The organism is Shewanella sp. MBTL60-007 (assembly GCF_019654915.1).
Lineage (GTDB): Bacteria > Pseudomonadota > Gammaproteobacteria > Enterobacterales > Shewanellaceae > Shewanella.
Map to the genome: position 1 here is coordinate 18,521 of NZ_BPET01000020.1, position 13,345 is coordinate 31,865.

The 13,345-nt window shown below is 43.6% G+C and carries 10 protein-coding genes; 3 read left to right on the forward strand and 7 right to left on the reverse strand.

Annotation, left to right across the window (positions count from 1 at the left end; genetic code table 11):
- Window positions 1–2 precede the first annotated feature (2 nt).
- The 7 genes from K5Q92_RS09115 to K5Q92_RS09145 form a co-directional block, all read right to left on the reverse strand.
- Window positions 3–2,051, reverse strand: coding sequence for a DUF1302 domain-containing protein (locus tag K5Q92_RS09115; protein WP_220768693.1), 2,049 nt, complete (start codon window positions 2,049–2,051; stop codon window positions 3–5).
- A 317-nt stretch (window positions 2,052–2,368) separates the two neighbouring features.
- A complete protein-coding gene (locus tag K5Q92_RS09120; RefSeq protein ID WP_220768694.1) occupies window positions 2,369–2,599 on the reverse strand; it encodes a DUF2835 domain-containing protein in 231 nt (76 codons plus the stop codon).
- An 88-nt stretch (window positions 2,600–2,687) separates the two neighbouring features.
- Window positions 2,688–5,249, reverse strand: coding sequence for an aminopeptidase N (gene pepN / locus K5Q92_RS09125; protein ID WP_220768695.1), 2,562 nt, complete (start codon window positions 5,247–5,249; stop codon window positions 2,688–2,690).
- A 73-nt stretch (window positions 5,250–5,322) separates the two neighbouring features.
- Complete coding sequence (gene prc, locus K5Q92_RS09130) at window positions 5,323–7,368, reverse strand: carboxy terminal-processing peptidase (RefSeq protein ID WP_220768696.1); 2,046 nt, start codon at window positions 7,366–7,368, stop codon at window positions 5,323–5,325.
- 33 nt (window positions 7,369–7,401) lie between these two features.
- Complete coding sequence (gene proQ, locus K5Q92_RS09135; RefSeq protein ID WP_220768697.1) at window positions 7,402–8,040, reverse strand: RNA chaperone ProQ; 639 nt, start codon at window positions 8,038–8,040, stop codon at window positions 7,402–7,404.
- Between the two features lie 287 nt (window positions 8,041–8,327).
- On the reverse strand, window positions 8,328–8,783 hold the full coding sequence (locus K5Q92_RS09140) for a GAF domain-containing protein (protein ID WP_308443581.1): 456 nt from the start codon (window positions 8,781–8,783) through the stop codon (window positions 8,328–8,330).
- 86 nt (window positions 8,784–8,869) lie between these two features.
- Complete coding sequence (locus K5Q92_RS09145; RefSeq protein ID WP_220768698.1) at window positions 8,870–9,160, reverse strand: YebG family protein; 291 nt, start codon at window positions 9,158–9,160, stop codon at window positions 8,870–8,872.
- A gap of 184 nt (window positions 9,161–9,344) precedes the next feature.
- Between K5Q92_RS09145 and K5Q92_RS09150 the strand changes: the two genes are divergently transcribed.
- From K5Q92_RS09150 to K5Q92_RS09160, 3 genes are read left to right on the forward strand one after another with little or no spacing between them, the layout of a single operon-like run.
- Complete coding sequence (locus tag K5Q92_RS09150; RefSeq protein ID WP_220768699.1) at window positions 9,345–9,971, forward strand: paraquat-inducible protein A; 627 nt, start codon at window positions 9,345–9,347, stop codon at window positions 9,969–9,971.
- Complete coding sequence (locus tag K5Q92_RS09155) at window positions 9,964–10,605, forward strand: paraquat-inducible protein A (RefSeq protein WP_220768700.1); 642 nt, start codon at window positions 9,964–9,966, stop codon at window positions 10,603–10,605. The genes K5Q92_RS09150 and K5Q92_RS09155 overlap by 8 nt, the downstream gene beginning before the upstream one ends.
- The gene (locus K5Q92_RS09160) at window positions 10,583–13,219 is read left to right on the forward strand and encodes an MlaD family protein (protein WP_220768701.1); all 2,637 of its coding nucleotides are present in this window, start codon (window positions 10,583–10,585) and stop codon (window positions 13,217–13,219) included. Before K5Q92_RS09155 ends, K5Q92_RS09160 begins: the two co-directional genes overlap by 23 nt.
- Window positions 13,220–13,345: the final 126 nt, after the last annotated feature.

The following is a 13,345-nucleotide window of genomic DNA, read 5'->3' on the forward strand; positions in this document are numbered from 1 at the left end:
ATTTAGATTGAATACTTAATGTTGAACGATACATAATCTCTATCGGCCATTGCATTGGTTGTCCCTACGCCACCGAAGAAGGTGTTGTAAGAGATATCAGCGCCCCAGCGGCTCTGATAGTCAAAGTTAACGCCAACGGCAACCGACTTCTTACCTTCGGTAAACAGGAACATAGGGTCTGGCGTAATACCATCTACGTCATGAGAGAAAATGACTCTAGGTGCAATATTCACCCCACCCCATACGTTGTTGTAATCGGCCTTAGCCACGAGACGATAGCCCCAAGCAAAATCGGTTGGGAACGGGTTAGTTTCAGGGCCATTGTGCAAGGCTTCAATAATGCCTGGCATATCTGGGTTGCCACCGGAACGAGAGGTACCAGGTCCGTTGAGTCTAAGTTCATCATGACTCGGCATGTCGTGGATCCACACACCACCGATCTCTGCCAACATGGTCAAGTTGTCTGTACCAAGAGTCGGCCCAAATAGGTGGGTAAACGTGGTTTGTGCTTGAGTGGTGTCTAAGCGGATAAAGCCTTCTGCATATTCACCTGGACCATAGTTTTCAACTTGTGAAATACCATCAAAATCCGGACGAATTCCAGCATTAGCTAGCTGCTGCGGCATAGCGGCAAAAAGTAACTCTACATCATCAATCTGTAGCGGCTCATCAAGACGGTGAGCAATTTCACCGGCCACAGAAGTATCACCTAGAAGCGTGTTAAAGCTAAAGCCCATTAACTGAATATCTTCAGGATAAACAATCTGTGCCTTTGAGAAGGTCTCTAGCGCTAGTAGATCTTCGCGCGTCATAGCTTCGCCCGACTGTGCTTTACCACCTAGTCGCTGCAGGTCGCGGCCAATCGCTCCTTCAGTAAAGTTAGCCGTGGTACCACTAATCAGCGGACGACGACTATGATAGTTCATGTAATACAAACCAAACTCGGTTTCACCCAACTCAGGAGAGTAGTAACCAAGTTTTACACCCCATTGACCATCATCACTTGCCTCGGCAGGATCTTCGACCAATGTGGCCTTAGTAGGGTAAGCTAATGCTAGCTGTGCTAGATCACTTGGATCAACCTGACCCGAGCCCACCATGCCGACAAGGGTATTGTATTCAGACATTAAAAAGTCGAGATTCATATCAGGGTTAGCGTTAAAACCTAACTGGGCGTTCTGGTTATAACCACCGTAGCCTGCAAAATCGTTAGTTGAGAAAATCGATCCAGGTGTTGGCACCCAAACTGGTTCCCAATCGTATTGATAGAAGCCTTCTACCGATAGATTGTCGGTTACACCGAACGAAGCCCAAACCATACCTTGTGGTCTGAAAGCCTCTTTTAGTTCCGCACCTGGAGCATTAAGGATATTAAGATCGACTGGGTTGATCACACCAATACCGTGTGCAATCAAAGTGCTTTCTCCCCAAGAGACAACTTGATTACCTACACGGATAGACAAAGGGTTCGCACCATCATTGAAATCAAAGTCAGCATAAACAAATGCATCCAATAAACGGATATCTTTACACTGAACTTCTGACGCCTTGCTGTCTGCGCAAGGATCAAACTCCTGACCTGTTAAGGGATCATTAAAGCCGAAATCACCATCATTAAGTTTGCGATCATAGAAATACATACCACGGGCAAACAAACCAAAATTCTGGTATTTCAATGATAACTCGTGAAGGCCCTTAACGATCTCAGAGGTGGTGTCCCCTTGAGAGTACAATAAGTTACTCAAGTCACCGTTACTCGAATAAGACCCTGGTTGGGCCCAGATCTCTGCCGAGCTATATTTAGTGTCACTAAAAGCAGAATAACCAGACCAATCGAAACGCGGATGGTTTACCTTACCAATTTGGTTATCCCAATCTCTACCCTCAACGCGCCAACTTGCACCAGCAGTCCAAGTCGAATCGAATGTGCCTTCCACCTCGCCCCAATTAAATGAGACCGCATTAGCATGGTCTGTCATGCCAAAACCAAGCGCTGCGACTATCCCCAAAGCGAGCGCCGACTTATTAAAGCCGTTTTTAACCTTTTTCATTTTAGCTTCTCTCCGTAACCTGCTGGATTCTTTTGTTATAGGAATTAGTAGCCAACATTTCGTTAACCTACAGGTGACACCATTGTTACAGCATTTATACGAAGTGAGCAAGGATGAAACATAGAAAATCTTCAAAAGATTTCGTTACTTAAGGGAGATCTTATTGATGGTTTTCGCCGCTGTATTTAAATCAGCAAGAGATTAACTGCCAGATGAGGGGTTGAAAGGCCATTTTCCTCGTAATTACAATGACCTGAAATTGTGTGACTAGTGGTTGCCGAGACGTTTTAAATAATCGACCGTTTGAAGTAATTACTCTAAATCTTTGTAAGGCTGATCAAGTTGCCCTGCCCATCGACAACCATATTAAAGTAAGCTTTTATTCCTGTACTGGATAAAAAAGGCCGAAAATGACGTGCGTTGATCCACAGCGTGCGCCCTTTAATATCGATAACTTCTACTTTATTAACTTCACCACGATAGTAAGGAAGAAACTCTTGATAACTGATATTAAGTGGAAATTGAAAAACTTGATGGGATGATGCCAAAACCTAATTCTCATAAAATAGTTGGATCTCAATTAAGTCAGCGTATCATACGATGACTGTAATTGAGATCCAATATATCATTGACGCTTTAAACTAATGCTTTAGTAACCTTCTCGTAGAGATCTTTCGATAAACCTTCAACAGCGAGAATACGTTGAAGCTGTTGTTTCATCATTGACTGTCTATCGGCATCGAACTTTTTATATTGAATTAACGGCGTAATGATTCGAGCAGCAACTTGGGGGTTAACGCTATTTAACTTAATAATAGCGTCAGCCAAAAACTGGTAGCCCAAGCCATCCTTTCGGTTAAATTCGAAGGTGTTCGCTGCAGCAAAGGCACCAATCAAGGAGCGGACTCTATTGGGGTTATTGAAGCTAAACGCGTCATGTTCAAACAATGACTGCAATTGGTGAATACATTTACTGCAGGCCAATGTTGCATGTAACACGAACCACTTATCCATAACCAATGGCGTATCTTTCCATTGATCCTCAAATTGACTCATCAACTCATCACGAATAAGTGATGACTCACCGTTGAGCGCTGATAGTGCAGCCAAGCTATCTGTCATATTCTCTGCAGACTGGAATTGCTGTTTTGCAAGGGCGGCGTAACTTTGCTCTACCTTAAGCAATAGACTCAAACAAACATTCTTAAGTGCCCTAGCCCCTGCATCGTCGACCTTTTCTAACTCACGAACCCGAGCTAACAATTCATCTTCGCAGTCAGAAGCGATCTCAAATACAACAAACTCTCTCGCTAAAGCAAGACTGTCGAGATCTACCACCTCTTTTTGCTCAATAAGCGAGCCTGCACTCGGTAGCGTTAAAATTTCTGCCATCAAGGACTGGTCGAGATCGTTCGCTAGAATGACCCCCTTAAATGCATCAAGGATCCTTGGGTCAATGTACATAGCTTGATTATTTTGCAGACGCTCGACATTTTGCCAAACAGACTGGCTAAACAGTGAAACAGATGCTTCCCATTTAGCTACTTCACTGGTGGCAAAGCGCATGATATGGACAAGATGTTCAACAGTGTAATTAAAGTTAAGTTTTACTGGCGCAGAGAAGTTCTGTAGTAACGACGGGATAGGTTTATGCATAATCCCATCGAAAGTGAAGACTTGTTTTTCTTCTTTAACATCTAGCACCTTATTAAATACTGTGTTGCCGTCAACATCTAGAAGCTCGATATCAAAAGGAATATGCAATGGCAACTTTTCCGCCTTATCAGGCGTTGAGGGTGTCATTTGTGATAGCGTCAGCTGATACAGATTAGCCTGTTCGTCATAGTGTTCCTCGACGTCAACTTGAGGCGTTCCAGCTTGACTATACCAACGCTTAAATTGGCCAAGATCCACATTACTGGCGTCTTGCATAGCAGCAACAAAATCATCACAGGTCACGGCTTGACCATCATGGCGCTCAAAATATAGCTTCATACCTTGTTGGAAAGCAGCTTCGCCAAGAAGCGTATGCATCATGCGGATCACTTCGGCGCCCTTGTTGTAGACAGTGACCGTGTAAAAGTTATTCATTTCTATAACGGACTCTGGCCTAATAGGGTGTGCCATTGGTCCTGAATCTTCCGCAAACTGCTGGTTTTTCATAACCTTAATCGCATGGATACGATTTACGGCACGAGAGCCGAGGTCAGAACTAAACTCTTGATCTCGAAAAACAGTTAAACCTTCTTTCAGACTCAGCTGAAACCAATCACGACAAGTGACTCGGTTGCCCGTCCAATTATGGAAATATTCATGACCTACAACAGACTCGATACCATGATAATCATCATCGGTTGCCGAGGCTTTATCGGCTAGGACAAATTTAGTATTAAAAACATTTAGACCTTTGTTTTCCATCGCCCCCATATTGAAGAAATCAACCGCAACGATCATATAAATATCGAGATCATACTCCAAATTAAAACGGCTCTCGTCCCAAGCCATGGACTTTTTAAGTGAGGCCATGGCATGGTGTGCTTTGCTTAGGTTGCCCTTATCAACAAAGACCTGCAGCTTCACCTCTCGATTACTACAAGTGATAAACTTATCTTCTAATAGGTCAAAATCACCGGCAACCAGTGCAAATAGATAAGCAGGCTTAGGGAATGGGTCATGCCATTTAGCATAGTGACGTCCCTCCTGCGTATCGCCACTACCAATCAAGTTGCCATTGCTTAGCAAGTATGGGAATGCTTGCTTGTCAGCCTCTATTTGTACCGTATAGATAGCTAGTACATCCGGCCTATCCAAGAAGTAAGTGATACGCCTAAAGCCTTCTGCCTCGCATTGAGTACAATAGGCACCATCAGACATATACAAGCCTTCAAGACTAGAGTTAGCCTCCGGATCTAACTGCGTGATAACCTCAAGTTCAAAATCTTCTAGAGCAGTTTCGATAACAAGCTCTCCAGGCAACTGCTTATAGTCTGCCTTCTTGCCATTAATCATTACACTAAGCAGCGTTAACTCATCGCCTACCAACACTAATGGCTCTTGATGCTTGCCTTGACGAGTCACTTTGCTGATTGCAACAACTTTTGTCTGCTTCTCTGCAAGAGTGAAGTCTAAATCGATATGGGAAATCTGAAACTTAGGTTTCTGGTAATCTTTGAGGAATTTAGCTTGTGGCTGTGACATGAATAAACCTCTTATCTATTATTTTTGTATTAAAAAAAACGCGCTTTAAGCGCGTTTTTTTATTTACCCAATTTTACTTTTTTTGGTTTTTAGCTAACTTTTCGATATCAACCAAATCTAAAGTGATATACGCCGTTTCATCTAAGAAGGCATCGGCGACTTCAACATCATCAGGGATATCATCCAGAGACTTAACTTTTTCCTGCCCTTCTCTAACGAGTCTATCGTTAGCTCGGGCAAGCTGCTTCGCGTCATTCTCTTCACGTTCGGCTAGGCGCTCGCTCTTAACCAAAGAAACCGTTTTGTCATCATGGTTTTCTTTAAATTCAGCAATGTCTTGGAAGATATAGCCAAATTCAACATCAGACTTAATTCGAGCTTTATGCTTACCATCTAAGTTAGCAATCAACTGCGGATAAATTTCACCGAGCGTACCATATTGGGCTACAGGTACTTTGTCCCAAGGTAGTGCATTTTCCTCTTCCGCCTCGCCATACTCGCCTGGCTCTAACGCACTCGGGAATGGAATATCCGGTGTCACACCTTTAAGCTGGGTACTTCCGCCGTTGATGCGGTAAAATTTTGCAATCGTGTACTGTACGTGGCCAATAGGCTTCTCATACATATCATAAATACGGCCTAAACTCTTATGTTGCTGTACCGTACCCTTACCAAAGGTCGACTCACCAACAATCAAGGCACGATCGTAATCTTGTAATGCCGCGGCGAAAATCTCAGAAGCCGATGCACTATATCTATCAACCATCACAGTCAAAGGACCATCATAGGTTACACGACCATCGTTATCGCGATTTTGTGAAACCCTGCCATTGGCATCGCGAATTTGAACAACTGGGCCTTGCTCGATAAATAAACCAGTCAACAAAGTCGCTTCGGTTAAGGCTCCGCCGCCATTACCACGAAGATCAATGATGACTCCTTCAACTTTGGCTTCTTTTAGCTCAGCTAACTCTTTAGAGACATCTTTCGACAGATCCATATAAAATCCAGGGATCTGAATAACACCGACTTTACGATTCGCATATGGTCCGTCTGTAGGTTCAATCACTTTAGACGTTGCGGCACGATCTTCTAAACGAATTTTATCGCGAACGATAGTGAGTTCGAATGTCTTAGCGCTCGTTCCGCCTTTCTTTGGCAAGATCTCTAGTACGACCTTACTGCCCTTAGGCCCTTTAATGAGTTCAACAACATCGTCCAATCGCCAACCGATAACGTCGACAATCTCTTCACCTTCCTGACCAACACCGACAATTCTATCTTCGGGTGACAACTTCTCACTCGTAGCAGCGGGACCGCCAGCAACAAGACTCTTAATAACGGTATAATCGTCATCCACTTGAAGCACCGCACCAATGCCTTCTAGACTTAAATTCATCTCCATTTGGAAACGTTCGGCATTGCGTGGAGATAGATAACTCGTGTGCGGTTCGACCGTACGAGCAAAGGCGTTCATCACACCTTGAAACACATCTTCACTATGTGTCTGACTCAGGCGTTTGATGGCATTGTTATAGCGCTTTTCAAGCACTGTAACGATCTCGTCCCAGTTTTTACCAGTAAGGGAAAGGTTTAACGCATCATATTTTACGCGTTGACGCCAGAGTTCATTTAACTCGGCTTCGTTTTTTGGCCAACTGGCATCTTCTCTGTCGTACTCATATTTATCGCCAGGAACATCAAATGCCATCTCGTCATCAAGCAAAGACAGAGCATAGGCAAAACGTTCGTAACGACGTTTTTGCACCAGCTCATACATAGCATAAGCTTGATTCAAGTTGCCACTTTTCAACATATCGTCGAACTGAGTCGAGTAAGGCTTAAAACTGTCTATGTCTGACTGCAGTAATACATTCTTACGGTAATCTAACTGTTTTAGATAACGCTCGAATACTTGCTGCGAGAATACATCATCCATATCAAAGCGATGATAATGAGAACGAGTGAATAGCCCGGTAACACGCTTACTAGCTACCTTATGTTGCGGCTCCTGCTTAAGAGCGGGTAACTCGCTGAATTGAATAGTGGGACTCACCGCCCACGCCGAGAATCCGACAAAAATACCGGCAATGGATACAGCCAGAGAAAGTTTTCGCATCAACAAGTCACTCCTTTATGTGCTTTTAAGCCATTACAGCAGTATGTGTTCAGCTCTAACTTTAATGGTTAAACCAGAGTCTAACTGAACTTGAACATCTTCTTTTTTGATGTCCAAAATCACACCAGCGACTGGTGCCTTACCTAGTTTGACATTCACGCGCTGATTTGGTTTCAATTCAGTTAAAACAGCAGGCGTTAAATTTTCTGCCACAACGGCTTCTTTTACAGGTTTGCTGCTTTGAGCGGTTTTTGGACGCTTAGCAACTGGCTTCTTAACCGGCTTTTTAGTAGCTTTAGGTGCTGGATTAGCACTCTTTGCCTGAGCCATTCTCTTAGCCTTAGCTTTGTCTTGGCTCTCTTTAAGTGTAGCTGCCGCGTGGTCAATATGCTCTTGCTCAAGCTCACCACAAGCATTGCCATCTAAATCGATACGCTGTGCACCAGCTTTTACGCACTTAAGGTAACGCCAGCTGCTGGTGTACCTTCTTAACGCGATTCTAAGCTGAGTTTTACTGACTTTAGAATCATCAGCTAACCTTTCCGCTAAATCTTGAAACAATCCAATTTTTAATGGCTTCGTTTCGCCTTCAGCTATAAAGCACAAAGGAAATGTTTCGTACAAATACGCAAGAATAGCGTTGGTATCGGTCAACTTTTCTGTTGATTCCATCTTTACTTCCACAGTTTAAAAAAGGGACACCGCCGACAACCACAAGGGCATGTATCAACTTATGTGTCGTTTATATTCGTTTGATCAAGGCACAAATAACAAATGAAAAATTGTTAACATCTGTTTTCGCCCTTAAAACCAAACCTACCTTAGCAACAACAAATCACAAACTCCATGCATTCAATTCTAGAATACAGATGTGTTCGCTTAATTTCATTACTCAAAGCGCTTATTATAGAGAGGCTTCAAATGATTGCGACCTACAATTAGCGATAATTGGTCGTAGATTAATCAATTAGGCAAATTTCGAGACTTTTAACCAAAGTTTCGATGCCAAGTTGATCAATTTCACTGAATCTTGATAACGAAGGGCTATCAATATCCAGCACTCCAATAACCTTTCCATTTCGACGCAGCGGTACGACTAACTCAGAATTGCTGGCACTATCACAGGCGATATGACCAACAAACTGATGAACATCATCGACTCGTTGTGTGCTGTTGGTCACAACAGCCGTACCGCAGACCCCCTTGCCAACGGGGATGCGCGAACAAGCAACCTTACCTTGAAATGGCCCCAGCACTAACTCATTGTTCTTGAGTAAATAGAAGCCAACCCAATTTAGATCCGTAAGGTTATCGTTTAATAGCGCAGAAAAATTAGCTAATGCTGCAATCGTATCGTCTTCACTGGCCAGTAATGCCTGAACTTGACGATTCAGAGTGTCGTAAAAGTCATTCACAAAAATACTTCCTAACAGTTTTATCTACAGCTAAAAATACAATTGCAGCATTCTAACAACAAATCCTAGCTATTTAACAAGCAGTTTTATTTAGGTTCTTTGTTTTCAGGCTTTTTGACTGCTTTTTTAGGCGTTGCCTTCTTCGTCAGTGAGCCGCCCTTGAGTAATATTTGCAGGTCATCCTTGTTCTGAGCAAGGAAAAAGCTTAGCTTCTCCACATCACGTTCATCGAGTTCTAATTCGCTCTTACTTAAGAAAGGAATAAGGTTGTCAGCGATATCTAGCATCTTATCGTAGGCATCAGCCTCCTTCTTCGATGTAAAAGTCATCTTTTCAACCCCTTCTCTAACGACAACAAATTGAGTTACAACGGCCATATCCAACCTCACACTGTTTTTATATACAGTGGAGAGTCTCACATATTGAACTTCTTATGCAAGTTTTCTTGATTATCTGATAAACTTATCGGGTTAATGGCTCTGTAATTTCAATCGCATAGGCTCAAAGTACAGCGCGTGCGTATGATTGACGCATATACTGTACACTTGGATATTAAAACGAATGGGAAAGGAAACTGTAGATAGCAGTATTACTTTGTGCGGTTCCTGTGACTTAGTCATTCGGAAACGAGCACTACCAACTGGCGTACGTGCTGTATGCCCACGATGTCACACCGCGTTATACGATACACCATACTGCTCAATAAACGGTATGTTAGCCTTATGCTTAACGGCCATTTTCTTTTTTGCTCCAGCCAATTTATTCCCGGTACTCGAGTTAGAGTTCTTAGGGAGTATGAGAACCACAACAGTCATTGAGGGGGCGTTATCGGTCTACCATCAGGGCTATTGGTTGGTGGGGATTGCCGTTTTAACCTCTGCTGTCATCGCACCTGGCCTATTACTGCTCTCGATACTGATGCAGATTTTAATCGTCAAATATGGATTAAGCTCCCCTTCTCTGAGGACGGCTCTAAAACACGCCTTAAAAATACAAGGGGTACTCACTCAGCTTACCATGTTAGAAATTTTTGTGATTAGCTTCTTAGTGGCGGCTTTTAACTTAGCCGACTTTGCCACAGTTTCTTTTGGGTTCGGCACGTTCTGCTTTACTATGTTATTTGTAATGACACTATTTTTAATGCGGGAGTATGATTTAGAACATATGTGGAGCTATCTCGATGAGTGATAATCACTCGACCATGTTAGGCAAAGATATCGGTCTTACCTCATGCCCAACTTGCCATAAGGTGACCTGCGCTAAATCGACCAACTGCAGTCGCTGTGACGCAGCGCTGACTGTTAGAGACTATTCCAGTGTGCAAAAAAGCTGGGCCTTACTCATAACGGCGATGATTTTGCTGATCCCAGCCAATGTTTACCCTATCTCTACCTTAACCAATCAAGGGCGGGTGACCCAAGATACTATCTTTTCCGGTATTGCCCACTTAGTCAAAACCGATATGATCCCAATCGCGATCATACTGTTTGTTGCCAGTATCTTAGTGCCCATCCTCAAGATTGTCGGCTTAATAATTTATTTGTCTGCGATCAGTTATAAATTGCCTATCTCTAAAAAGAAGCTGATGACAGGATTTCACGTCATTGAATGGATCGGCCGCTGGTCGATGTTAGATCTGTTCGTTATCTCTCTTACCGTTGCTGTCGTTAATATGGGACAGCTATTAGACGCTAAGCCTGCCCCCGCCGCCACAGCGTTCGCCTTAGTAATTTTACTCACGCAGTTAGCTGCAAAAGTCATAGATACCCGTTTACTCTGGGATAGATTGGAAGCAAAAGATGACTCAAGTACAAACGCCTAAAATCGTAAAGAAAAAACTATTTTCACCGATTTGGTTATTACCTATTATCGCCCTCGCATTAGGGGCGTGGCTCGGTGTGAAGAGCATACGCGAATCGGGCGTAGAGGTGACAATTCACTTTCCTAGTGCAACAGGCATGGACATAGGTAAGACTCTGGTCAAATATCAGGGGCTGACTGTCGGCAAAGTCGTCGACATGAGTATCGATGATGATCTGCAAGGCGTAAATGTTGACGTTCTCATGGACTATCGCGCCGCCCCATTTGTTAATGAGGGAACAAAGTTCTGGTTAGTAAAACCTAAAGCATCAATTACTGGTGTAGAAGGGTTAGATACCCTATTTTCCGGTAATTACATTAGCATTTTACCCGGTGAAGGTGACTCTCGCTCCTTCTTCGAAGCCGAAACCACGGCTCCAGTTATCACCCCTGGTGTTGAAGGCCTAATCGTACATATCACCACTAAAAAGTTAGGGTCGTTAGATGTAGGATCACCGGTTTTTTATAGACAGATCCCTGTGGGACAAGTTGTGGGCTATCATCTAGAAAGTGCCGATGAAATTTTAGTTACCGCCTTTATCCAGCATCAATATGCTCAACTTGTAAAGGTCGACTCCCAGTTTTGGAACGTATCAGGAATAAGCGTTGATGCCTCTCTCTCTGGCGTGAAAGTCAGTAGCGAAAGCCTAGCCTCGATACTTGCCGGAGGAATTAGCTTTAGCTCAAATGATACCGCTAAGTCCGCAGAGAATAAGCATGAGTTTACCCTTTATGATAATCAAGAAGACGCATTGGGCGGCGTGCAATTTACCCTTAAGGCAAGCGGTGAAGAATCGGTCGCTCAAAATGCACCTATCGTCTATCGAGGCATAAAGATTGGTCAAATAACCCAAAAGGACTTGAGTGATGACGGCATTACTTTAACTGCAAAAATTGATAACACCTATCAGGAACTCCTAACCGAAACGGCAGATTTTTGGCTAGAGGGGGCCGACATTTCGCTATCTGGGATCAAACATCCTGAGCGTTTAATCACTGGCAGTGTGATCAATTTTGTGCCTGGAACCGGACCAGCAAAACAAGAATATAACCTATTAACACAGTCACCTGAGCCAAACAACGTCAGCAAGCTTGCTCTAACACTCTATTCGGAGTCAAATCCAGGAGTCGGTGCTGGGGCCGAGATCCGCTATAAACAGATAAAAATAGGCCAAGTACTTTCTAGTCAACTTAATAATGCCTTAACCCAAGTTGAATACCAAATAGAGATAGATCCCGATTTCACTGACTTAGTCAGTGCAAATAGCCACTTTATCGCAGAGTCAGCTCTAGCTATTGACGCCAGCCTAGAGGGTATTCAAGTCAAAACCCGCGATTTAAATACTTTAGCCAACGGTGCATTAAACCTAGTGAGAGGCTCAAGCAAAGCTTTAGCGACCAACAAAAGTTCATTACGTGTATTTGCGAGTAACGATGAGGCCAAGGACTTTTATGCCAGTCAAAACCTCATCAAAAAACGTCTTCTAAGCCAAGACGCAGCAGACTTATCCGCGGGCTCCCCCATCTATTATAAGAAGATGCAAATTGGCCAAGTAACTGGTGTTCAATGGCAAGCGTCCGATAACGACTTTGTTATTGATATGACAATTGAGCGAGCCTTTGAAAGCTTACTGAACAGTCAAACCGTATTTTGGCGAAACAACGCCGTATCTATTAATGCAAGCTTATCTGGGGTCGAGGTTGACGTTGCTCCGTTAAAAGGAGCATTAAAAGGTGGCATTAGCCTTGGACTAATCGAAGGCGAACGAGTGGCCGATGGTCGCTATCTGTATGACAGCCGATTTTTAGCCCTAAGTCAGGCACAAGCAATTAGCCTTACCTTCCCCGCCAGTGTAAAGCTCGCAGCAAAGGCACCTATTCGTTACCTTGGCCATAAGGTAGGTGAAGTAGACCAAGTCACCTTAAGCCAAGATCTGAAACAGCTGAATGTAACAGCCTACCTGTATGGTCAATATGCTGCCAACTTTAACCAAAAGGATGCTTCCTACTCGATCATCGATGCCGATATCTCGTTAGCGGGTATTAAGGCACCTGAAACCCTTATCACAGGCCCATATATTGAAGTGTTCCCAGGACAAAGTGCAGTAAAGTCATCTAGCTTTACTGGCCAGATTGAAAAGCCTTTCTATAATATCGACGACGCCCTAACCTTTAGCTTAAGCAAGGCTAATCTCGGCTCGGTAAAAGCAGGAACCGCTATCTTCTTTAGAGGGGTAAAAATCGGTCAAGTCGATGGTTACCAACTATCTGAGCAAGGAACTGGCGTAATTATGCACGCCCATGTTAAAAATGAGTATCGACACTTAGTTAATCAATCTAGCGTATTTTGGGATCTTTCAGGAGTAAAGGTCGATGTGGGTCTTTTCTCAGGTGCACAGATTGAAACCGGCTCTTTGGAAACCATCTTGGCCGGTGGCATAGGGATGGCTACGAAAGAGACCACGACAGCAGCTAACGCGCTAGCTAAACAACAGACGTTTAAGCTTAACGCCAAAGTCGATCCAAACTGGCTCAATTGGTCACCAGTGCAGACAAGCCTGACTAAGTCAAATTAACTAACCAAATTCGAGCTAAGCGCTCACTTAAAGCAAGTGGGAAAGAGTACGTTGAGTACTCACAAATAAAAACGAGGCCATTAGCCTCGTTTTTATTTGTGCTTTGCTCTAAACAGGCTGAAGCAT